At 71.2% G+C, this 21,388-nt stretch carries 21 protein-coding genes; 7 read left to right on the top strand and 14 right to left on the bottom strand.

Translation table 11 applies throughout. From position 1 onward, the window contains the following. The 5 genes from ACWF94_RS04360 to ACWF94_RS04380 all read right to left on the bottom strand — a co-directional run. Positions 1-915, bottom strand: a 915-nt coding sequence (locus ACWF94_RS04360; protein WP_453484548.1) for a hypothetical protein, incomplete at its 3' end; no start/stop codon positions are given. 13 nt (positions 916-928) lie between these two features. Then, a complete protein-coding gene (locus ACWF94_RS04365; RefSeq protein ID WP_453484550.1) occupies positions 929-2,041 on the bottom strand; it encodes an ethanolamine ammonia lyase-activating protein in 1,113 nt (370 codons plus the stop codon). 402 nt (positions 2,042-2,443) lie between these two features. After that, positions 2,444-3,298 (bottom strand): amidohydrolase family protein, encoded by an 855-nt coding sequence (locus ACWF94_RS04370; RefSeq protein WP_453484551.1) that lies wholly within the window; start codon positions 3,296-3,298, stop codon positions 2,444-2,446. 49 nt (positions 3,299-3,347) lie between these two features. Then, positions 3,348-4,526: a CaiB/BaiF CoA transferase family protein gene (locus ACWF94_RS04375; RefSeq protein WP_453484553.1), complete on the bottom strand. Its 1,179-nt coding sequence runs from the start codon at positions 4,524-4,526 to the stop codon at positions 3,348-3,350. Positions 4,527-4,584: 58 nt separating this feature from the next. After that, a complete protein-coding gene (locus ACWF94_RS04380; protein WP_453484554.1) occupies positions 4,585-5,613 on the bottom strand; it encodes a 3-keto-5-aminohexanoate cleavage protein in 1,029 nt (342 codons plus the stop codon). A 367-nt stretch (positions 5,614-5,980) separates the two neighbouring features. Between ACWF94_RS04380 and ACWF94_RS04385 the strand changes: the two genes are divergently transcribed. The 3 genes from ACWF94_RS04385 (at position 5,981) to ACWF94_RS04395 (ending at position 8,584) form a co-directional block, all read left to right on the top strand. Continuing rightward, positions 5,981-6,430, top strand: coding sequence for a MarR family winged helix-turn-helix transcriptional regulator (locus tag ACWF94_RS04385; RefSeq protein WP_453484555.1), 450 nt, complete (start codon positions 5,981-5,983; stop codon positions 6,428-6,430). After that, positions 6,427-7,872 (top strand): MFS transporter, encoded by a 1,446-nt coding sequence (locus tag ACWF94_RS04390; RefSeq protein ID WP_453484557.1) that lies wholly within the window; start codon positions 6,427-6,429, stop codon positions 7,870-7,872. Before ACWF94_RS04385 ends, ACWF94_RS04390 begins: the two co-directional genes overlap by 4 nt. A 148-nt stretch (positions 7,873-8,020) precedes the next feature. Further along, on the top strand, positions 8,021-8,584 hold the full coding sequence (locus ACWF94_RS04395) for a dihydrofolate reductase family protein (RefSeq protein ID WP_453484559.1): 564 nt from the start codon (positions 8,021-8,023) through the stop codon (positions 8,582-8,584). Positions 8,585-8,612: 28 nt separating this feature from the next. On the opposite strand, the gene rpsN is transcribed toward ACWF94_RS04395, so the two are convergent. Both rpsN and rpmB read right to left on the bottom strand, forming a co-directional pair. Then, entirely contained in the window at positions 8,613-8,918 is a 306-nt protein-coding gene (gene rpsN, locus ACWF94_RS04400) for a 30S ribosomal protein S14 (protein ID WP_453484561.1), read from the bottom strand. Further along, positions 8,918-9,154 carry a 50S ribosomal protein L28 gene (gene rpmB, locus ACWF94_RS04405; RefSeq protein ID WP_453484563.1) on the bottom strand — a complete coding sequence of 79 codons (237 nt, stop codon included), beginning with the start codon at positions 9,152-9,154 and terminating at the stop codon, positions 8,918-8,920. The genes rpsN and rpmB overlap by 1 nt, the downstream gene beginning before the upstream one ends. A gap of 51 nt (positions 9,155-9,205) precedes the next feature. On the opposite strand from rpmB, the gene rpmG reads away from it, so the two are divergent. From rpmG to ACWF94_RS04420, 3 genes are read left to right on the top strand one after another with little or no spacing between them, the layout of a single operon-like run. Further along, positions 9,206-9,370 carry a 50S ribosomal protein L33 gene (rpmG, locus tag ACWF94_RS04410; protein ID WP_453484564.1) on the top strand — a complete coding sequence of 55 codons (165 nt, stop codon included), beginning with the start codon at positions 9,206-9,208 and terminating at the stop codon, positions 9,368-9,370. Positions 9,371-9,395: 25 nt separating this feature from the next. Beyond that, positions 9,396-9,650, top strand: a complete 255-nt coding sequence (locus ACWF94_RS04415; protein ID WP_453484566.1) for a type B 50S ribosomal protein L31 — start codon at positions 9,396-9,398, stop codon at positions 9,648-9,650. Beyond that, on the top strand, positions 9,650-10,804 hold the full coding sequence (locus ACWF94_RS04420; protein WP_453484567.1) for a CobW family GTP-binding protein: 1,155 nt from the start codon (positions 9,650-9,652) through the stop codon (positions 10,802-10,804). The genes ACWF94_RS04415 and ACWF94_RS04420 overlap by 1 nt, the downstream gene beginning before the upstream one ends. 91 nt (positions 10,805-10,895) lie before the next feature. Here ACWF94_RS04420 and ACWF94_RS04425 read toward each other — a convergent pair whose 3' ends face one another. The 7 genes from ACWF94_RS04425 to ACWF94_RS04455 form a co-directional block, all read right to left on the bottom strand. Further along, entirely contained in the window at positions 10,896-12,152 is a 1,257-nt protein-coding gene (locus ACWF94_RS04425) for an amidohydrolase family protein (protein WP_453484569.1), read from the bottom strand. 5 nt (positions 12,153-12,157) lie between these two features. Next, positions 12,158-12,355 carry a hypothetical protein gene (locus ACWF94_RS04430; protein ID WP_453484571.1) on the bottom strand — a complete coding sequence of 66 codons (198 nt, stop codon included), beginning with the start codon at positions 12,353-12,355 and terminating at the stop codon, positions 12,158-12,160. Positions 12,356-12,501: 146 nt separating this feature from the next. After that, on the bottom strand, positions 12,502-13,821 hold the full coding sequence (locus tag ACWF94_RS04435; RefSeq protein ID WP_453484572.1) for an NAD(P)/FAD-dependent oxidoreductase: 1,320 nt from the start codon (positions 13,819-13,821) through the stop codon (positions 12,502-12,504). Next, positions 13,818-14,978 (bottom strand): dipeptidase, encoded by a 1,161-nt coding sequence (locus tag ACWF94_RS04440; RefSeq protein WP_453484574.1) that lies wholly within the window; start codon positions 14,976-14,978, stop codon positions 13,818-13,820. Before ACWF94_RS04440 ends, ACWF94_RS04435 begins: the two co-directional genes overlap by 4 nt. 35 nt (positions 14,979-15,013) lie before the next feature. Then, a complete protein-coding gene (locus ACWF94_RS04445; RefSeq protein WP_453484575.1) occupies positions 15,014-16,000 on the bottom strand; it encodes an ornithine cyclodeaminase family protein in 987 nt (328 codons plus the stop codon). Positions 16,001-16,002: 2 nt separating this feature from the next. After that, complete coding sequence (locus ACWF94_RS04450) at positions 16,003-17,784, bottom strand: hydantoinase B/oxoprolinase family protein (RefSeq protein WP_453484577.1); 1,782 nt, start codon at positions 17,782-17,784, stop codon at positions 16,003-16,005. Further along, on the bottom strand, positions 17,781-19,895 hold the full coding sequence (locus tag ACWF94_RS04455; RefSeq protein WP_453484579.1) for a hydantoinase/oxoprolinase family protein: 2,115 nt from the start codon (positions 19,893-19,895) through the stop codon (positions 17,781-17,783). Before ACWF94_RS04455 ends, ACWF94_RS04450 begins: the two co-directional genes overlap by 4 nt. Positions 19,896-20,064: 169 nt before the next feature. On the opposite strand from ACWF94_RS04455, the gene ACWF94_RS04460 reads away from it, so the two are divergent. After that, on the top strand, positions 20,065-21,315 hold the full coding sequence (locus ACWF94_RS04460; protein ID WP_453484581.1) for a PucR family transcriptional regulator: 1,251 nt from the start codon (positions 20,065-20,067) through the stop codon (positions 21,313-21,315). Positions 21,316-21,388: the final 73 nt, after the last annotated feature.

Here is a 21,388-nt window from a genome sequence, read left to right on the forward strand (position 1 = left end):
GTTCTCATAGGTGCTCCTGCCGCTGCCGATGCTGGCCGACATCGTCGAGACGGCGGCGGCCGGGATCCTCAGCGAGTCGCAGAGCGGCACCCCGCCGACACCGGAGTGGTACTTCCCCATACCGGCGTCGTTCGCGATCCAGCCCTTGACCCGCCACTGTTTGAGGAGCGGGATGATGACCGAACCCGCGTGATTGCCGAGGGCGACGACATCGCGGGAGTAGTCCCCGTCCCGGGGCAGGGTGACCAGGGTGGAGACGGCGATGACGCGTCCGCCACCGGCGGTCCGCTCCATCTCGTAGACCTTCTCGTCGAGGTCGACCCGGCCGTTCCTGGCCCGCCCGCGGGGCGCCGTGAGGAGCAGTTCCGCGGCGTCGACGGCGTTCTGGCCGGGGCGCACGCCGAGCTTGCGGGCCAGGGTGTTGGCGTAGCCGATGACGCCGTCCGCCATCGTGCGGCCGTTGGAGAGCGCGGCGCTCATCGTCTCCACCGCGGCGACCGGCAGACCGTAGCGGTCGCCGAAGGCCAGCCCGCCGATGCCGGCCCGCTCCCGGCCCACTCCGGCGTCGTGCGCGATGACGGCCCGTACGCCTTTGCTCATGGCCCGGTTGACGGTCGAGACGCCGCAGAAGGAAGCGCCGACCACGACATCGTCGGGGGTGACCTTCTGGTGCGCGACATCGAGCATCGAGTCCATGAGGAAGACCCGTCCGCGCGCGGTCCCGGCGACCGCGACGGGCTTGCCGCCCAGTGCCTCGGGCTCGGCGGGCCCGGCCGCGGCTTTCGCGCGTGGGGCACTCGCGGTGACGTCCTGGTCCTCGTCGGAGGTCATCGCTCCCGCCGCGTATCCCGACGCCCCGGTGGCAGCGGTGAGCGCCGATACGCCGGCGATCCGCAGGAGAACTCGTCTCTCCATGGCGATTCCATTCCTAGATCTCACCGGAACGTGGGCTCTTGGACAGCTGTGCGAACCGGCGTGCGAAATCGGGGGCGAGGGGGATGTCGCGTTCCTTGAGTTCTTCGGCGAACATCCGCAGAATGCGCGGATCCTCGTTGGCGAAGTCGATCTGGAGTCCGCCCTTCTGGACACTCTTGTCGACCTCGTCGAAATGGGCCTTCCGCTCATGGGTCACCGGGTAGCGGATGCTGCCGAATGCGATGGCCAGATAGCGGGAGGGTCCTGGGCTGGTGTTGAAATGCTGGTGGAACATCTGGTCGGCCGGTGCGTAGACACTTCCGTGCCCCCAGTCGAAGCGCTTGAATTCCTCGTCGCCCTCGTACCAGAAGAGCGAGTATCCGCTTCCCGACATCGGGAAGATATGGAAGTCGGGGCCGTGCCGGTGGCCCTTCTTGTACGCGCCGGGGGGCATCTCGGAGACATGCGCGTGGGTCGTCCCGTCGGCCATCGACAGATGGACGTTGGAGCTGCCGGGGCCGCGCTCCGCCCACTCCTTCAGCTCCAGTTCCTGGACTCGGGGGACGAAGTTGGTGTTCCACTGGTGGCGTCCCGGCCTTCGCTCCACCAGTTCTCCGCGCCCCTGGTAGGCGTCGTCGCCGCTGACCCGCTCGAACCGGAAGTCGTTGTCGAACACGAACGCGTTGTCGTGGAAGAGGTTGATGACCAGGGGCAGTGTGGTGACGCCGACCAGCCGCGCCGACCGCTGTCCGCTCAGGTTGTGGTGCCGGTAGGCGGCATTCACCGGGAGGGCGAACAGGCTGCCCTCACCCCATTCGAAGGAGTGCTTCTGCCCGTCCCTGGTCTCGATCTCGGTGGTGCCGCGCCCCGCGAGGACGTAGACGATCTCCTCGTACATATGGCGCTGCCGGTCGGTGCCCGCACCCGCGGGGATGTCGAGGACATACGCGTTGAGCCAGTCGCCCCGTCCGTCGAGGTGCACGATCGCCCCGCTCGCGCGGTCTCCGAACCGCGCCCACGGCTTGACGTCGACCGAGAGAAGGTCGAAGCCGAAGCCCTGATGAATCGGCACTCCTTCGTCCGCGGCCCACTCGGCGTAGGTCTCGACAAGAAATCGGTCGTCCATGTGTTGTGACCTTTCCCGCCCGTTCACCGGGCTCAACGAGAATTGTTTGTTCTTGGCGGCGCCGCCGCTGATGACATGAGGTCCGGTATGCACCGTCCGGTGGGCGGTCGCCCCGGTGCCGTATTTTCTCCGGGGCCGTCTGCCGCCCCCCTGGAGGAAAGCGCCCGGCAATGGACCGGCGGCGCCGCACGGATGGGAAGCGAGAACCCGAACAGACTATTGTTACATTTCCTATTCAGATAACATCAGCCTGTTAAGACCATGTCAACCCCCCGGTTCGCAAAGCATGCGGACGATGCCGCTGCGGCGGCCGGGCCGCGTTCGCGCCACGCCGGAACACGGGTGCCCGGCGGCATGGGGAGCGCGGCGGCACGGGTGCCCGGCGGCATGGGAGCGCGGACCTCAGGGCAGCCGCAGGACGCGGCGGGCGTTGTCGAGCATGACCTTCTGGCGCACCTCGGGCTTGATGCCGAGTTCGTCGAACTCGGCGGTCCAGCGCTCCGGGGTGAGCGCGGGCCAGTCGGATCCGAAGAGACACTTGTCCTGGAGGATCGAATTGAGATGGCGCACCAGCGACTCCGGGAAGTACTTGGGTGCCCAGCCGGAGAGGTCGATATAGAAGTTGCTCTTGTGCCGGGCGACCGCCAGGTTCTCCTCGGACCAGGGCCAGGACGGGTGGGCGCCGACGATGGTCAGCTCGGGGAAGTCCGCGGCGATGTCGTCCAGATAGGGAATCGGCCGCCCGGCGTCGAGTTTGTAGCCCATGCCGCCCGGGGTCCCGGCGCCGGAGGCCATGAACCCGCTGTGGAACAGCACGACGAGCCGCTGGGCCGACGCCTCCTCCCACAGGGGATAGAAGCGGCGGTCGTTCGGATAGAACTTCTGCCGTCCCGGGTTGAGTTCCCCGATCCCGGCCAGCCCCAGCTCCTCGGCACAGCGGCGGATCTCGTCCTGGGCCACCCGGCCCTGCCAGGGATCGACGGCGCCGAAGCCGATGAAGACGTCGGGGTGCCGGCGCACCACTTCGGCGATGTGGTCGTTCGGTACCGGCGGGACACCGGAGGTGGTGACATCGCTGCTGTTCATGAGGACGGCCCGCATGCCGCGCGCCCGGTACTCGTCGGCGAGTTCGTCGACGCTCACCGTCCTGAGTTCCTGGCCGAAGTACCGTGCCTGCTGGTGGGCTCGTGCGCCCAGCGCTTCGACGGTCTCCTTGTCGCGGAGGTGGACGTGGAAGTCGATGCCCTTGAGCTCCATACGGTGGGTTCCTTGTCTGGTGGGAGGGGCGCTGCGGGGATGTGCCGGATCAGATGGCGCCCGCGTCGCGGAGGGCCCGGATCTCCTCGGGGCCGTAGCCGGCCTCGGCGAGCACGGGATCGGTGTGCTCGCCGACCCGGGGCGGCGGCAGGGCCGCCTCGCTGGCGGTCCGCTCGTACCGGACGGGAAAACCGACGAGGTCGAGCGCCTGTTCACCGGCACCGAAGGTCTCGGTCATGCCGATGGCCCGCACCTGGGGGTCGGCCAGTGCCTCGGCGACGTCGTGGATGGGCGCGACCGGGACGTCGTACTCCTCCAGTACGGCGAGCCAGGCGTCCCGGGGTTTCGCGGCGACCGCCTCGGCGAGGATCGTGTGCAGTTCGTCGTAGTGCTCGATCCGGTCGTTCTTGGTGATGAACCGCGGGTCGTCCGCCAGCTCCGGACGGCCGATCGCCCGGGTGAGGCTTTGCCAGAACTTGGGCGGCGAGGACAGATGGATACCGAACGGCTTCCCGTCGGAGCCGGTGAGCGCGTACGTCTGCGAGCGGCGCGGCCGGGTGGCGGGACCGCTGATCTCCCCGGTCATCGTGTACTCGGCGACGGGGTGTGCCATGAACGCGAGGCTCGCCGCGAGCATGGAGGTCTCCAGCCGCTGGCCCCGGCCGGAGATCCCGCGCTCGACCAGGGCGCCGAGGATTCCGTACGCCGTGGTCATGCCGGTGATCTGGTCGGAGAGCGCCGGGCCGATCGGCCGGGGGTCGGCGCGTTCGCTGATCTGGCTCCACAGTCCGCTGACGGCCTGGGCGATCGCGTCGTACGTCGGCCGGTCCCGGTAGGGGCCCACCGTGCCCATGCCGGAGAGGGAGCAGTAGACGGCGCGCGGGTTGCGGCGGCTCACCTCCGCGTAGCCGAGGCCGAGACCGTCGAGCCACCCGGGACGGAAGTTCTCCAGGACGACATCGGCCTGCTCGGCGAGGAGCAGATAGGCGTCGCGCCCGGCCTCGTGCTTGAGGTTGATCGTCACACTCCGCTTGCCCCGGTTGAACGCGGCGAACTGCGGCAGGATCTCCTCGCCCCGCCCGCTCCATCTGCGGAACGGATCGCCGGAGCCGGGCATCTCGACCTTGATCACCTCCGCGCCCTGATCGGCGAGCAGCATGCCCGCGTAGGGGCCGCTGATGAAGTTGGCGTTTTCCAGGACCCGGATTCCGGTCAGCGGTCCAGCCACAGTCGTAGCTCCTCTCGGGGTGCCGGTCGGGAGACCGGTTGGATACGGCGGCGGCCACTCATCGGGGGCGGGACCCGGCGGCTGCGGGTGGGCCGGCCGCGTGCTCGGACCTCGGCTTCATGCCGATCAGTTCGCGGAACTCGGCCGCTGTCGCCAGGCGTCTGCCGAGCGCCCCGGCGGTGACCTTGACCCGCTCCACCATCTCCGCACTGCCGCTCAGCAGTTCGTCGCGGTGCGGGTAGCGGTACACGGTGTCCTCGGTGCCGACGCGCACATGGAGCCCGAGGAGCATCGCGGTGGTCGCGAGGTAGTGGCCCGCCCGTCCGGCGGCGCAGACCTGGATGAAGGCGTCCGGGTCGATCTCGCGGATACGGTCCACGATCTGGACGAGTTCGGAGACCATGGCCCTGGGGTGGGCGAGATAGGTCGCCAGACGATGGCTTGCGGCGGTGTAGGGGTAGCCGATCAGCACGATCCAGCAGGTCGGGCCCGGCAGGATGCCCTTGCTGAGGACCAGCCTGTGGGCGAGATCCACCTCGGCCGCCGAGTGGATGGAGAAGAACACCCGGCCGCCTCGGTCGGTCACGACACGGGAGACGGCCTCCGTCCACTCCTCCGGGTGGCTCGGAGCCATGGGTGCGGTCTCGGCGAGGCCCGAGGAGACCGGGAAGAGGTTCTCGGCGAAGTTCCGGCCGCGCAGGATATTGGCGTCGCGCACCCAGTCGCGGCCGGTACGGGCGTCGATCGAGGAGATGATCTCCGAGTAGATGGCGGGGACGGAGAGACCCGAGTGTTCGATGGCGTCGATTCCGCCGAAGTCGACATGGATGCCGCACGCGCCCGCGTCGATCGACTCGACAGCGGCACCGACGAACCCGTCGACATCGGCGGTATAGACCGGAGCACCCTCCTCTGCTTCGCGCAGGGTCCGTCCGGACACCGCGGCGGTCACCACCACCAGCTCCGGAATGTCCCAGCGCGGCTGGACGCCGGGCGGCGGCGGAGCGTCCATCTCCCGGACGCCGCGCGTCCGGTGCAGTTCCAGGCGGCTCGGCAGGTCTTCCCAGTCCGTGTTCAGATCAAGCATGTGGAACTCCTATCCACCGCGTGTCCCGGCGCCGTGAGGGGCGGGGCACATTCACTGCTTGTTACAACTGCCCGACAGGTATACGCAGATTGTTAATTCCGCGTCAACCCCCCGGCTCTCCTGTTCGAGCCGGCTCCGCAGCCGTTCCGGAGGCCCGCCCCCGGAGTGCGGCGGGCGGGGACACCTCGCGGCCGTTCGCCCCCTCGGGGCCGCCGAGCTGCGGTTCCGTCCCCGCACTCGATACGGGTACACCGTCCCGCCCGGCCGCTCCGGGCCGACCGCCGAGTGGTGTCGTGCACCGTACACACACGCCGAATTTCTTCAGTTCGAACTGGACAGTCTGGACTGAAGGATTTAGCGTGGGGGCATGGCAGAAACCACCAAGGACGTGTCCGCGTCCGCCGTCCGTGCCGCGCGGGAAGTCCAGGTGCTGTTCAGCCGCCTGCGCCGGCGGCTCAGGGAGTCGTACGACACACGCGAACTCACTCCCTCGCAGATCGCCGTGGTGAGCAGACTGGGCAAGGACGGCCCCGCCTCCACCAGTGATCTGGCGGCGGCCGAGCGCGTCCGGCCACAGTCGATGGCGGCCAATGTCGCAGCGCTGGACGAACGCGGTCTCATCCGGCGCAGCCCCGACCCCGGCGACGGCCGCCGGCTGCTGGTCTCCCTGACCGGCGCGGGCCGCGAGTTCTTCGACCACAAACAGCGCGCGGGCGAGGAATGGCTGGCCCGCGTCCTTGAGGACCGTTTGACCGAGGAGGAGCGCCGGACCGTCATCGAGGCGATGGCCCTGCTGGAAAGGCTCACTCCGCCGTGAGAACACACCCGGCCGGCTCCGCCCGTGCTCCGCACCCCGCGCCGGCCGGTCCGGCGGAGAGCTTCGACCGCAGGCTGGTCGCACCGCTGGTCCTGGGTTCGGTGCTGAACCCGGTCAACTCCACCGTCATCGCGGTGTCGCTCGTACCGATCGGTGAGGCGTTCAGCGCCCAGCCGTCGGGGACCGCCTGGCTGGTGTCAGGGCTCTATCTGGCCACGGCCGTCGGACAGCCCGTCGTCGGACGGCTGATCGACATCCACGGTCCCCGCCGGCTCTTCCTCGCCGGGACCGGGCTGGTCGGCGTCGCCGGTCTCCTCGGTGTCCTCGCCCCGAATCTGGGTGTACTGATCGGCGTACGCGTCCTGCTGGGCCTCGGCACCTGCGCGGGCTACCCGGCGGCGATGTACCTCATCGGCAGCGAGGCCCGGCGCACCGGCCGCGACAGCCCGGCCGCCGTCCTGACCGCGCTCGCCGTCGCCAACCAGACCATGGCCGTCATCGGCCCCACACTCGGCGGCCTGCTGATCGGCCTGGGCGGCTGGCGTGCCACCTTCGCTCTCAACATCCCGCTCTCCGCCGCCTGTCTGATCCTCGGCGCACTGCGCCTGCCCCGGACCTCCCCGCCGGAACACACCCCCGGCGAACCCCCGCGCGGCACACGGCCCGCCGCCGGGCTCGATGTCCCGGGCATGGCGCTCTTCGCCGCGGCGCTCGTCTCCCTGCTGCTGTTCCTGATGAGTCCCCGGGCCGAGGACGCCTACCTGCTCGCGCTCGCCGCCGCCGCGGCGACGGGCCTGGCGATCCGGGAACCGCGCACCGCGCACCCCTTCATCGATCTGCGGGTACTCGGCGGCAACATCCCCCTGCTGGCGACCTACCTCCGCAACCTGCTGGCCATGATCGTGGGCTATGGATTCCTCTACGGCTACGCACAGTGGCTCGCCGCCGGCCACGGACTGCCCGCCCCGGCGGTCGGCCTCATGCTGCTCCCCCTCTTTCTGACCGCTCTCACCGTCTCCGCCCTCACCGGACGCCGCAGAGGTGTGCGCGGAAAACTGCTCGCGGGTGCCCTCGCCCAGCTCGCCGCCTGCGCCATGCTGCTGCTCGTCCACTCCGCCAGCCCGATCTGGCTGCTCCTCGCCGTCGCCCTGGTGATGGGCGTGCCCCAGGGCCTCAACGGTCTCGCCCTGCAGAGCGCCGTCTACCACCAGGCCGATCCGGAGCGTATGGCCTCGTCGGCCGGGCTGCTGCGCACCTTCACCTACCTCGGGGCGATGATCTCGTCCGCCGCCACCGCGGCCTTCTTCCGCGACGGCGCCGACACCGCCGGTCTGCGGCAACTGGCCGTGTTCCTGCTCGCCGCCGCGGTCCTCTTCCTCGTGGTGACCCTGCCGGACCGCTCACTGCGCCGCGACGGCGGCCAAGGGAAGGAAGGACCTTAGGGCCTGTCTGGCCCTCACTCCTCTGGAGGGCGTTGCCGCGCCGGAAGGCCCGGCAGCCGAGTCCGGGCGGTGCGGGCTGTGGCAGAGAATGGTCACTCCGCAAGCCGGACCGAGTGTCGACGGGAACGTCGACCGCCGAGGAGGACGCATGGGAAAGGTCGCCTGGGGATTCACGTGCTCGATCGACGGCTTCATCGCCGGACCGGGTCACGACATGAGCTGGATGTCGGCCGCGGAGTCACTGGCCGAGGGCACCGTGGAGCGAATGGCGGGAGATGTCGCAGTGATCATCTCCGGCCGGGCCGGCTATGACGCGGCGAAGGCGCAGCAGGACGAGCGGGACGACACGACGTCCGAGGCATACGGCGGCGCGTGGTCCGGGGTCGAGTTCATCCTCACCCACCGACCGGAGGAGATCGCCGACGACCCGGCCGTCGTCGCGCTGAACTGCGACATCGTGGAGGCGATCCGTCGCGCTCGGGAGATCGCCGGCGACCGGGATGTGCAGATCATCAGTGCCGACATCGCCCGCCAGGCGCTCGCACACGACCTGATCGACGAGTTGCAGGTCTTCGTCGCCCCGGTGTTCCTCGGCGATGGCGTCCGCATCTTCGACGTGCCCGGCGGGCAACGGATCGACTGGGAGCTGGTCGAGATCTACGAGGACAGTCCCCGTAGCTTCGGGCGGACCTACCGCCCGAAGCGTCCCTAGGGCGTGTTTCGGCCCGGGGCGGCACGGGTCACCAGGACGACTTGGTCACTCCGGGCAGGAGTCCGGCATGCGCCTGTTGCCGCATCCGGACGCGGGAGAGCCCGAACTTCCTGAGGTGGCCGCGGGGCCGGCCGTCCACGCTGTCCCGGTTGCGGACCCGGGTCGCACTGGCGTCACGGGGCTGACCGCGCAGCTCCGCCTGAGCGGCGTGACGTTCGGCATCCGTGGCGGAGGGCCGCCGGACGATTTCCTTCAGTTCGGCCCGGCGAGCCGCGTAGCGTTCGACGACCGCTTTGCGCTTCTCATTCTTCGCGATCTTGCTCTTCTTGGCCATCAGACCTTCACCCCCCGGGCGCGGATACGGGCAACGGCGGCCTCGATGCCGATCGTGTCGATGGTCTTGATCGCCCTGGCGCTCAGGACCAGGCGCACCTGCCGGCCCTCGCTCGGCAGCCAGTACCGCTTCCGCTGGATGTTGGGGTCGAAGCGCCGGGAGGTGCGCCGGTGCGAGTGGGAGATGGCGTTGCCGAAGCCCGGCCGGGCCCCGGTCAGCTGACAGTGGGCGGACAAGGGATCACCCTCCTTTTTGATAATGACAATCATTGCCATACTCTAGCGTGCATGGCCCGCAACGAAGTACGCCCGATCATCAAGCTCCGGTCCACCGCCGGGACCGGATACACCTACGTCACCCGCAAGAACCGCCGCAATGACCCCGACCGGCTGATCCTGCGCAAGTACGACCCCGTCGCCCGGCGGCACACCGACTTCCGTGAAGAACGCTGACCCCCGAGGACGAAGGAACACCGCCATGAAGCCCGGAATCCACCCCGTGTACGGCCCGGTCGTCTTCCGCGACAAGGCCGCAGGCTCCGCCTTCCTGACCCGTTCGACCATGACGAGCGAGAAGTCCGTCGTGTGGGAGGACGGCAACACCTATCCCGTCGTGGACGTCGAGATCTCCTCCGTGAGTCACCCCTTCTACACCGGCACCGCCCGGGTCCTGGACACCGCCGGACGCGTCGAGCGGTTCGAGCGCCGCTACGGCCGCCGCGGAGCGCGTTGATGGAGACCGGCCGCGCACTGCCCGTCGCCATCGTCGGCGGACTTCACGCCGACGCACGCGCGGAGGTCGTGTCCCGCCTGCTCTCCGCCGTCCCCGGGAGCGTGGCGCTCCACCACGATCTGTCCACCGCGGCCACCGGTACGGTGCGGCGCCTGGTGCGCGACCGGTCGGGCGAACTGTCCCGGGGCGAGACACCGCTCGTCAACGACTGCGCGTGCTGCGCGCTGCGCGAGGATCTGGTGCCCGAGCTGCGCCGGCTGGCCGGCGAAGGACCGACCCGGCTCGCCGTCGTGGAGCTGTGGGACTCGGTCGAACCCAAGGCCATGGCGGAGATCATCGCTGCGTACGGGGGCGACGGTCTCCGTCTGACCGGTGTGATGACCGCCGTCGACCCCGCCCTCGTCCTGCCCTGCCTCGCCAACGGGGACGATCTGGCCGCGGCGGGACTCGCGGCGGCGGCCACCGACCGGCGGACCGTCGCGGACACCTGGGCACGCCAGTTGGAGTACGCGCCCGTCCTGGCGGTCGTCGAGAACGAGGCCGCGGACGACGAGGACCGCGCCCTCCTCGCCCAGCTGCACCCGACCGCTCGCCAGGTGGCCGCCGGATCGGGCGAACTCGTCCGGCTCGCCTTCGCCGGCTTCGACGTGGACTCGGCGGCCGATGCCCAGCATCCGGCCTGTGCCCTGCTGCCGCACGAGGCGGACGAAGCCGGGGTCGCCACCTTCGTCTGGCGGCGCCGGCGGCCCTTCCACCCCGAACGTCTCTACCGGGCGCTGGAGGATCTGTGCCGTGCCGCGGTCCGCAGCCGCGGCCGGTTCTGGCTCGCCGACCGGCCCGACACTCTGCTCGCCTGGGACGCGGCGGGCGGCGCCCTGTGCGTGGAGGACACCGGCCCCTGGCTGGCGTCGCTGCCGGACGCCGCCTGGGAGTCGGTCCCCCCGGTCCAGCGAGTGGCGGCCTCACTCGACTGGCATCCCGAGCACGGGGACTGTTGCCAGCACCTCGTCTTCACCTCACCCGGCCTCGACCGCGACGGACTCGAACAGCTCCTCGACTCCTGCCTGCTGACCGACCCGGAGTACGCGGGAGGGCGAGCCGCCTGGCGGAGCCTGCCGCCCGCGTTCGACTCCCTCCTCGATCCCGCCTCATAGCCATACGCCGTGAGCCGGACGGGCGGCGGATCCGGGGCGGGCGACTGGCGGATCCGGGGCGGGCGACTGCCCGAGGCTGATCCGCCTCCGTTCATTCCGCCCTTGTCAGTGTGGGTGCGAGCGCCTCTCCGGGGTGGGCCCGGACACCGGCCCGGCGCACGAGGCGGCCGTGCCGGAGCACCCCGCGGACGCGGGAGCGGTAGTCGGTGAAGTCGAACGGGTCGCCGGCCAGCAGGACCAGGTCGGCCCGGTGGCCCGGGGTCAGCGCACCGATCTCCCCCTCGCGGCCGAGAAGCGCCGCGGCCGACGAGGTGGCGGCGCGGAGCACGGCGGCGGGGTTCATACCCACCGAGTGCAGCAGTTCCAGCTCGCGGAGGTTGGCCCCGTGGGCGAAGACGCCGCTGTCGGTGCCCATGGCGATGGGCACCCCGGCGTCGGCGGCCAGGCGTACGGAACGGCGATGCGCGTCGACCACCTCGCGGACCTTGCGCACGACGGCCTCGGGCATGGCGGCGCCGGCATCGATCTGCTCGATGAGCGCGACCGGCGCCAGCATGGTCGGCACCAGCCAGGTGCCCGTGTCCAGCATGGCGCCGATCGCCTCCTCGTCGAGGTGGATGCCGTGCTCGATGCTGCGTACCCCGGCCCGGATCGCGTTCTTGATGCCGGTGGTGCCCTGCGCGTGCGCCATCACGGGCAGCCCGGCCCGGGCGGCCTCGGCTACGCAGACCCTCAGTTCCTCGTCATCGAAGTGGGCGTGGCCGGGGTCGTCACCGGGTGACAGAACGCCGCCGGTCGTACAGACCTTGATCACATCGGCACCGGCGCGCACCAGCTCCCGCACCCGCACCCGCATGTCGTGCGGGCCGTCGACCACGGTGTCCGGGCGGCCCGGGTGGGGTGTCAGCAGGCGCAGGCACTCCCCGCTGGGCAGCCATCCGTCGGTGTGCCCGCCGGTCTGTCCGAGCACGGTCACGGCGATATCGAGGTCCGGCCCGTCGAGCAGCCCGGCGGCGAGCGCGGCCTTGACCCCCAGATCGGCGCCACCGGCGTCCCGGGCGGTGGTGATCCCGCAGTCCAGCAGGGCGCGCAGATTCTCGGCGGCGGCGAAGAACTGGTAGGAGAACGGCTCCTGCATCATCCTGAGCCGGTCCACGCCCGACATCACCACATGCACATGGCAGTCGATGAATCCCGGCAGGACGGTCAGTCCGGTGACGTCGACCCCCGTGTCACCGTCCAGACCGGGCCCCACATCGACGATCCGGCCGTCCTCGACGACGATGTCCGCGCCGGGCGCCGCGGTGCCGTCGAAGACCCTGCCGCCGTGCAGAAGCAGTCGGCTCACCGCGCTCACACCCCTTCCCGCGGAGGACGTTCCGGCAGTGCACGTTCCCGCAGTGCACGTTCCCGCAGTGCACGTTCCCGCAACGGGCGTTCCCGCAGCGGGCGTTCCCGCCGCGGGCCGAGGACTTCGACGTCTCCCCCGCCGGTGCCGAGGACGGCGACCGGGGCCGGGGCCTCGATGCCGTCCGGCGTGATCCGGGTCATGGGCTCACCTCCGATGTGTGGAGCAAACCAGCGCCGCAGGGCCACGTCACTGGGCAGAACGCCCACCCGTACCACCAGCGCGGGGCACACCGCACATGTTCATGGGGTCACGCCGTACCGCAGCCCGCGGAGAGCGCGGAGCGCGGTCATCCCATCACGCTTCCCCCGGCCAGGGGATCGACGGTCCGGCGCCGGGAGAAGGCGCCGAGATCGATGGTCAGCCCGCTGTACGGGGCGGTCAGCCGCGCCGGCGTCGTGTCGTGGTCCGCCCCTCTCTCGACGTGCTCGATGATCGTGCTCAGGACGGCGCCCACCAGCGGCGCGTTCTTGAACTGGTTTCCGCTGGTGCCGATGGCCACGTAGAAGCCCTCGACGCCGGTGCGGTCGTAGATCGGGGACCAGTCGTCGGAGACGTCGTACACCCCGGCGACCCCGCGCGGCCGATGAGGCACGCCCAGTTCGCCGAAGCGGCGTGCCGCGCGGGTCACCTGCGCCTCGAAGACCGGCTTGGTCGGGTTCGCATCGATCTCGTCGGGGTTGTCGACCCACTCCAGCGGGTCGCACGGGGGTTCGATGCCGCCGACCAGCATGGCACCGCCGGACTCGGGGCGGACGTAGATCCCCAGGTCGATGTCGGCGACGGCGATGCCGGGTGAGTGCGGTGTGCCGTAGCCGGGTGGTGCCGCGACGTGGTGCACCTCCTGGCGGAGCGGCCGGACGCCCACGGCGAAGTCCTCGCCCGCGCCCGCCAGTTCGTTGAGCCGCCGCGACCACGGGCCTGCCGCGTTGACCACGATCGGCGCGTCGATGCGCTCGGACCCGTCCAGCAGGACTCCGGTCACCCGGCCGCCGCGGGTCAGGACAGAGGTCACCGTACGCCGCAGGAGAACGGACGCGCCCGCCCGGCGTGCGGCGGCGGCGAGGTTGGCCGCCGCGAGGCGGGGATCGTTGACGAACCCGGCGTCCGGGGTGTGCACACCGCCGAGCGAACCGGCCGGGTCCGCCCAGAAGGCGTCGTCGTCCAGCCGCTTGGGCGGACCGTAGCGCCCGGCGTCGATCCCCGGGACACGCCTGCGCAGGGTGTCGGGGTCCCACTCCTCGTAGGGGACGCCCACCCGGTCGAAGTGCGGGAGGAATACCGAGCGTGGATAGGTGTCCGCGTCGAGCTGGACCAAGCCGGTCCTGCGGTAGACCGCGAGGTCCTCGTCCGGCTCCGCCCGGAGATGGTCGCGCCAGTTCGCCCAGTGGTGGCAGGACTCCCACGCCACCGCGACACCGGCCCAGGTCGAGAAGGTGAACCGGACCACGGCGCTCGACGCGCTCGTGGAGCCGTCGCCCGCACCGCCGGCCTTGTCGACGACGATCACCTTCCGTCCCGCACGGGCGAGTTGGTGGGCGATCGACGCCCCTATGACGCCGGCGCCGACGACGACGGCGTCCGCTGTCCCGGCCATCGCGGCGGTCACCCGCGGACCGTGTCGAGTACGCGGAGGAAGTTCTCCCCGAGGATGCCCTTGATCTCGGCGTCGGAGTATCCCCGCGCGACGAGCCCGCGGGTGACATTGGGCATGTCCCGGTAGTCGGTGAAACCCGCGAGGCCGGCGAGGGTGGAGATGTTGTCCTCGGCACGGAACCCGATCGCGGCCGGGACGTCGCCGCTGTTCTCCAGCGCCCAGGCAGGCAGGGGCAGCGGCCAGTCCATGCCGAGCGCGACATGTCCGGCGCCCACCCGCCCGGCGATGTGGTCGATGTGGTCGAGCATCGTGTCGATGGCCGGTTCGCCGGGACCGAGGCAGAACGGCATGGCGTACACCCCGATCACCCCGCCGGTCGCGGCGATGGCGTCCAGTTCCTCGTCGCTCTTGCCTCGGGCGTGGTCGTACACGGTCCGCGCCGAGGTGTGCGACGCGATCACGGGAGCGGTGGACACGGCGCACGCGTCGAGGGTGGTCCGCCGGCTGCTGTGCGCGGTGTCCACCACGACGCCCCGCTCGTTGAGCCGCTCGACCACACGCTTCCCGAACCGGGTCAGACCGGCGTCGGCCACCTCCGTGCACCCGGTGCCGACGTGGTCCTGGCTGTTGTACGTCAGGAGCTGGACGCGCAGCCCGAACTCCACGGCGTGGTCGATCAGGGCGAGATCGCGGCTGATCGGTACGACCGGCTGGCAGTTCAGGATCAGCGCGTGCTGCCCCGCGGCGTGTGCCCGGCGGATGTCGTCGGAGTTCAGGGCCTTGGTCAGCCACGGCAGGTTGTCGATCCGCTGGGTGATCGACGCGGCGGCGCGCAGCAGCGTCTGCGGCGATCCCACCTCCAGGTCGACGGTGCCTGCCGTGATGCCCGAGGCACGCCAGCAGTCCTCGTAGACGCGGTACCCGCCCGCGGCGGCGGCGCGGCCCGGCATGCCGAACGCCAGCACCCACGCCTCAAGCATTCCGTGCCGGTCGGCGTGCTCCCGCACCGCCGCCACCATCGCGTCGGTGAACGCGGCCGGCCCGCACGGCCCCTGGAACAGCAGGTCGACGATGACGCTCTCCCGGTGCAGGCGGGCGGCGCGTTCCTCGGCGTCGGCGGAGAGGCCGAACGGATGCCGTCCGAAAATGTCAGCAGTGGTCGCGGTCATGGCGACTCCTCCCTGATCAGTGTGGTGCCGAGGGGCTAGAACGGGATCTCCTCGCCGAACCCGCGCCGCCGGGCGGCGGCGAGGACCAGCGCGGTGGCGGCGGCGTCCTGCTCCGCGCAGCCGGTCGACTTGTAGAGGGTGAGCTGTTCGGGCGAGGCACGTCCGGTCCGCTCTCCGGTGACCAGTTCGCCGATCTCGGCGTGGATGTGGCCGGCGGTGATGGCCCCTTCCCTGAGGGGAACCAGCAGGTCGTTGCTGCCCACCGGGAAGGGCTCCAGGGCGGTCCCCCGGGACTCCACGCACAGCAGCGCGTCGGCGACGGTGGCGCTGTCCAGCTCCCGGCCGTCACGGCTCATGCCCACGGAGGTCACATGCGCCCCGGGCGGGAGCCAGGAGCGGCGGATCACCGGCTCGGGTGCGTCCGTCGTGACGCAGACGAGGTCGGCACCTTCCACCGCCTCGCGGGCCGACGGCGCCGCTGTTACGTCGGCGGGCAGTGTCCCGGCGAGGTCCGCCGCCAGTGCCGCCGACTTCCGGAGATCGCGGCCGGCGATCCGGATCCGCCGGATCGGCCGCACCCGGCACATCGCCCGCGCATGCGACCTGGCCTGCCGTCCGGTGCCGACGATCGCCAGGACCTCGGTGTCCTCGCGGGCCAGCAGCCGCGCGGAGAGCGCCGAGCCGGCGGCGGTCCGCGCCTCGGTGATCGCGGTCCCGTCGAGGACCGCGTCGGGACGTCCGGTGTTCGGGTCGAACACCACGATGGCGGCCTGGTGGGTCGGCAGGGCCGTGCCGGCGTTGCCGGGGAAGAGCGTCACCGCCTTGGCCATCAGCAGGTCCGCCGACGGTACGTACCCGGGCATCGCGGCGAGCAGACCGCGGCCGTCCGGGGCCATCGCCGCCACGCGGCCGGGCACGGAGCTGCGTCCGGCGCTGAGGTCCGCCATCGCGAGGGCCACCGCGTCCACCAGCGCGTCGAGGTCCAGCAGTTCCTCGACGGCCGATCGGCTGAGCACGAGCATGGTCAGCCCTCCTCGTCACTGTCGGCGGCCGTACGCAACCGTGCCCGCAGCGCGGCGGTGGCGGCCGGGTCGGGGGCGGTGGCGCCGCCCGAACCGGTGACGACGACACCGTAGGTCTCGCGGGCCTGCCCGGCCGTGACGAACTCGTCGCGGACGTCCCGGGCGACCAGGCCGGGATCGCGGTCGAGGGGATCCCCCCATCCGCCGCCCCCGGAGGCGACCAGGCGTACGACATCGCCGGGGCCCAGCGGCCCCTGCGCGCTGAGCCGGTCGTGGGTGACGGCCTCGTCGGGGGTCCCCGGGCGCACGACCAGCGAGCTGGGCCGGCCGGAGCGCCCGCCGTGCACCCCTCGGCCGAGCGGATCATGGCTGCTCTCCTGGGCGTTCTTGATGTAGATCCCTTCGCCGCGCATCTCGTACTCGCGCAGCAGCCCGAAGCCGCCGCGGTGCGCGCCCGCCCCGGCGCTGCCCGGATCGAACGCGTAGCGCACGCACATCAGCGGGTAGCGGGTCTCGGCGACCTCGGCGGGCAGGTTCTGGGTGTCGCCGCTCCCGAAGAACGGCATGGTGGCGCCGTCCGCGTCGGGATGTGCTCCGTGCCCACCCGCCACCGGCTCCCCGGCGATGAAGGGTGTCCCGTCCCGGGGGTCCGGGCGGTAGATGAACGCCCCGGTGAGCTGGCAGCCGCCGGCCCGGGTCCGCTCCGGGACCGCGTCGACCAGCGCGAGCTGGATGACCTCGGTCGCCGCGACCAGCACATACCCGTACGAGTCGCAGGGCGCCGGCCGCGCGGCGCTGCACACCAGGCCGGGCGGGATGTCGAAGTCCACGAAGGCGAGATGGCCCTCGTTCGTCTGCTCAAGTGGCGCGAACACCCCCTTGAGCGCGGCGCAGGCCGCGCTCCGGGTCGCGATCTCCGGGACGTTGACCGGGCCGGTCACCATCGGGCTCGATCCGTCGAACGACATCGAGATCCGGTCGCCGCGGACCGTGACGGCCACCTGGAGGTGCACATGGGTCCGCTTGTCCACCCCGTCGTGGTCGAGGTCGACGCTGTCGGAGTAGCGCCCGTCGGGCAGTTCGGCGACCCGGCGGCGCATGGCCTTCGCGGTCCGCTCGATCACCTCCGCCATGCAGCGTTCCACGGCGTCGGCGCCGTAGCGGTCGCACAGCGCCCGGGTCCGCGTCACCCCCTGCCGGCAGGCGGCGATCTGCGCGTCGATATCGCCCCGCACGACCTCGCCGAACCGCACGTTGTGGGCGATGAAGTCGAACAGGTCGTCGTTCGCCACGCCCGCCCGGTACAGGCGCTGGTAGGTGAACGACTTGCCCTCCTGGTACAGCTCGGTGGAGTCGGCGTCCCACCCACCGGGTGTGCGCCCGCCGACGTCGGCCCAGTGCGCCATCACTCCGGCGAACGCCACCAGCGTCCCGCGATGGAACACCGGCATGTAGATGCAGGTGTCGGAGATGTGCGTGCCCGAGACATACGGGTCGTTGACGATCAGCACATCGCCCTCGGCGAATCCGTCCGGGCCGTGCTTGACCAGGCCGTTGCGGATGGTCGCCGGCATACAGCCGCTGAACACCGCCTGCCCCGGGTCCTCGGCCCACAGCTCGCCGCGGGCCGAGGTGATCGCGATGCCGAAGTCCTTCACCTCGAACAGCAGTGGGTTGTACGCGGTGCGCACCAGTGTGGAGTTCATCTCCTGCGCGGCGGCGACGAGGCCGTTGCGGATGATCTCCGCGGTGACCAGGTCGACCGTGGGCTGCTCGCCGGTCATGCCGTCTCCTCCGTCAGCAGTTCGAGGTTGCCCATGTCGTCGGCGCCCGCTGTCCAGCCCGGCGGCACGATCACGGTGTTGTTCCACTCTTCGATCACGGCGGGGCCGCTGATCCGCCGGCCGGGCGCGATCGCGTCACGGTCGTAGACGGGTGTCCTCGCGTGCGCCTCGGCCGTCTCGGCCGTCTCGGCGAAGCGCACCGGGCGGGTCGTGCGCGGGTCGGGCGAGCGCCCGGCGGGCGGTCGCGCCCAGGCCACCGGCTTGACCCGCCCGTATCCGCGGGTGCGCGCGGTGACGATCTCGACGGGCGCGTCGGCCGTGCCGTGACCGTACAGCTGGGTGTGCAGTTCGAGGAACCGGTGCCGGACGCGTTCGACCAGAGCGTCGGCGTCCCCCAGCCAGGCCGCGTCGAGCGGCACCGTGACGGCGTGATGCTGGCCTCGGTAGCGCGTGTCGACGTGGAACTCCAGGTCGATGGCGCCGGGCCGGAACCCGTAGTCCCCCAGCGTCGCGGTCACCTCGTCCGACAGGGCCGAGAGGTCCTTGGTGAGCTGCCGTGCCGCGGGCCCGTCGAGGTCGTGTACGCGGGTGAGCATCCGGTCCTCCCGGTAGTCCGCGCCGAGCATCCCCCACGCCGAGAAGTTCGCGGCTCCGCGCGGCACCACGATGCGGCGGACGCCGAGGTGCCCGGCGACCCCGGCGGCGAACAGGCCCCCGCCTCCCCCGTACGACAGGAGGACGAAGTCCCGGGGGTCGAGACCGCGCTCCACGGTCATCCGGCGGATGGCATGGGTCATATTGCTCTCCGCGATGGCCAGGACCCCGCGCGCCGCGGCGATCGGGTCGAGGCCCGCGGGTCCGGCGACGTGTTCGCGCACCGCCCGCTCCGCCGCCGCGACGTCCAGCGGCATCCGCGACCCGTAGAAGCGCTCGGTGTCCAGCCGGCCGAGCAGGACATGGCAGTCGGTGACGGTGGGCCGGTCACCGCCGCGGCCGAAGCACGCGGGCCCCGGGTCGGCGCCGGCGCTGTCCGGCCCGACCTGGATGCAGCCGAGGTCGTCGACGCTCGCGATCGAACCGCCTCCGGCGCCGATGGACACGATGTCGATCGACGGCATCAGAACCGCGCGCCCGTCCACCTTCAGCTCGCTGCGCTCGACGATCCGGCCGCCCTCGATGAGGGCGACGTCGTAGGTGGTGCCGCCGACGTCGGCGCAGATGATGTCGGGCATGCCCAGCTCACGGGAGAGCGCCTGCGCGCCGATCACCCCGCCGGCCGGGCCCGACATCAGCGTGCGCACGGGAAGCCGCGACACCCGCCCGGCGGCGGCGATGCCGCCGTTGGACTGCATGATCGCCAGCGGTTCGGCGTACCCGACGCCGCGCAGCCGGTCCACCAGGGTGTCGAGGTAGCCGCCGAACAACGGCTGGACGTACCCGTTCATCACGGCCGTCGAGGTGCGCTCGTACTCCCGCCACTCCCCGACCACCTGGTGCGACACGGTGACCGGGAGATGGGGGGCGTGGGCGCGCACCCGCTCGGCCGCCAGCAGCTCGTGGCGCGGGTTGGCGTACGCGTGCAGGAAGCTGATCACGATCGCCTCCACGCCCTCGGCGAGCAGCGTGTCGACCTGGTCGCTCAGTCCGGACAGGTCGAGGGGCACCAGGACGCTGCCGTCGACGGCGACGCGTTCGGCGACCTCGCGGCGCAGGTACCGGGGAACGAGCGGCTCGGGCGGCAGATAGCGGAAGTTGTAGATCTCCGGCCGGCCGCCGCGCCCGATGGCCAGTACGTCGCGGAACCCGGCCGTCGTGAGCAGCCCGACCTTCGCGCCGCGCTCCTGTACGACGGCGTTGATCGCGACCGTCGTGCCATGGACCAGCAGGTCGATGTCGGCCGGGCGCTCCGGAAGCCGTTCCAGTCCGGCCAGGAAGTCATCGGCCCGGTCCGCACTGGACGACGGCTGTTTCTCGACGGTCACCTCCCCGCTGCCTTCGTCGTACATCACCAGGTCGATGAAGGTGCCACCGACGTCCACCGCGAGTCGCAGGCGCCCGCCCTCCGGGCTCTGCGGACGCCTCACGTTCTCCCCGTTCCTGCCACCGGACATGGGTTCCTCCCTGCTCGGACGCCTGCGCACGACCGGAACCGATCATGCGCGATGTCGATCGCGTACGAATGATGGCACCGGCGAGGCACGGCGAGACAGAAACGAACATCGGACAAGTGACGGCCCACGCCCTACGATGATCGGACCGCATCGACCCTGGCAGGTCCCCATGAGCAGCGAGATCCAGCGGCTGACCGACCAGCTCGCGCGTGAGCTGAACCGCCCGGTCGCCATTGACGACAAGCGGCTTCATCTGCGGTGCTACAGCCCTCACTACGGGCAGGTGGACCAGGCGCGCATCGACTCGATCATGCATCGCGCGGCATCCCCCGACATCCTCGCCTTCATCGAGTCCCTCGGGGTGCCGAAGGCGGTCGAGCCGGTGCGGGTCCCGGCCAATGCCGAGCTGGGGACCTGTGCGCGGGTCTGCGTCCCGGTCCGGAACGGCGGCATCGTGCTCGGCTATCTGTGGATCATCGACTGGGAGGAGGACCTGGCCGGGGAGGAGCTGCGGCGGGCGGCCGAGGTCGCCGAACAGATCGGTCTGCTTCTGCACCACGACCATCTGCTCGGGGAGATCGAGCGCGGACGGGAGCGGGAGCTGCTCCGTGATCTGCTGGTCGGCGACAGTGATCTGCGCAAGGAGGCGGCGCTGTCCATCGCCGGAACCCTGGCCGGTCCGCGCCACCGGTGGCTGGCCCTGGTGGCGCGGCCCGCGGCCGTCGCGACGCCGCTGACCGGCCTGACCGCCGCGTTCGACACCGAGCTGGAGGCGCTGCGCCTGCGCCCGGGGGTCGCCCTCGCACTTCATCTGGTCCGGTCCGACCACACGATCCTGGTGGTCGTCCAGCCGGAGACGGGCCCCGACTGCGATGTCCGTACGATCGCCCGGGCGTATCAGAAGGCGCTGCGCGCGGCCCTGCCCGACCCCGCGGCGGGCGATATCGTCATCGGCGCCGGCGACCCGCAGGAGAACGGCGCGGGGACGGTGCTCTCCTACGAGCAGGCGGCGATGGCCTGCCGGGTGGCCGACGCGGTCGCCGGGACCGGTGACATCGTCCTGTGGAGCGAGTGCGGGATCTACCGGACGCTGCTCGGCCTCGCGCCCGCCGCGCTCGACCGGCGGCTCCTCGATCCCGCGGTGCGCCGCCTGCTCGACGCCGACCCGGACGGTGTGCTCGCCGGGACCATGGAGCACTACCTCGACTCCGGCGCCCGTATCAAGGCGACGGCCGAACGGCTCAACCTGCACCGCACGACACTCTATTACCGCATCGACCGGACCGAACAGATCACCGGGCTCGACCTGTCCAGCGGCGGCGACCGCCTGATCCTGCACCTGGGCCTGAAGCTGGCCCGGATGGCCGCACCGCGACGGCCCGGCTTCAGCTCGCCGATGGCCGCCGCGACGTCATGGTGATCTGTCGTCCTACGCCGCTCCGCGCGCTCGGGTACGCGCGACGCGGCGGGGTGTCGGACAAGCCGGAAAGGGG

Source organism: Streptomyces sp. NPDC055078, assembly GCF_053607985.1.

Coding starts and splice junctions, on each gene's coding strand:
- ACWF94_RS04365 (WP_453484550.1), bottom strand. CDS start 2,041: ATGGACGACCGATTTCTTGTCGAGACCTACGCCGAGTGGGCCGCGGAC.
- ACWF94_RS04370 (WP_453484551.1), bottom strand. CDS start 3,298: ATGGAGCTCAAGGGCATCGACTTCCACGTCCACCTCCGCGACAAGGAG.
- ACWF94_RS04380 (WP_453484554.1), bottom strand. CDS start 5,613: ATGCTTGATCTGAACACGGACTGGGAAGACCTGCCGAGCCGCCTGGAA.
- ACWF94_RS04385 (WP_453484555.1), top strand. CDS start 5,981: ATGGCAGAAACCACCAAGGACGTGTCCGCGTCCGCCGTCCGTGCCGCG.
- ACWF94_RS04395 (WP_453484559.1), top strand. CDS start 8,021: ATGGGAAAGGTCGCCTGGGGATTCACGTGCTCGATCGACGGCTTCATC.
- rpsN (WP_453484561.1), bottom strand. CDS start 8,918: ATGGCCAAGAAGAGCAAGATCGCGAAGAATGAGAAGCGCAAAGCGGTC.
- rpmG (WP_453484564.1), top strand. CDS start 9,206: ATGGCCCGCAACGAAGTACGCCCGATCATCAAGCTCCGGTCCACCGCC.
- ACWF94_RS04415 (WP_453484566.1), top strand. CDS start 9,396: ATGAAGCCCGGAATCCACCCCGTGTACGGCCCGGTCGTCTTCCGCGAC.
- ACWF94_RS04420 (WP_453484567.1), top strand. CDS start 9,650: ATGGAGACCGGCCGCGCACTGCCCGTCGCCATCGTCGGCGGACTTCAC.
- ACWF94_RS04430 (WP_453484571.1), bottom strand. CDS start 12,355: ATGACCCGGATCACGCCGGACGGCATCGAGGCCCCGGCCCCGGTCGCC.
- ACWF94_RS04440 (WP_453484574.1), bottom strand. CDS start 14,978: ATGACCGCGACCACTGCTGACATTTTCGGACGGCATCCGTTCGGCCTC.
- ACWF94_RS04445 (WP_453484575.1), bottom strand. CDS start 16,000: ATGCTCGTGCTCAGCCGATCGGCCGTCGAGGAACTGCTGGACCTCGAC.
- ACWF94_RS04450 (WP_453484577.1), bottom strand. CDS start 17,784: ATGACCGGCGAGCAGCCCACGGTCGACCTGGTCACCGCGGAGATCATC.
- ACWF94_RS04455 (WP_453484579.1), bottom strand. CDS start 19,895: ATGTCCGGTGGCAGGAACGGGGAGAACGTGAGGCGTCCGCAGAGCCCG.
- ACWF94_RS04460 (WP_453484581.1), top strand. CDS start 20,065: ATGAGCAGCGAGATCCAGCGGCTGACCGACCAGCTCGCGCGTGAGCTG.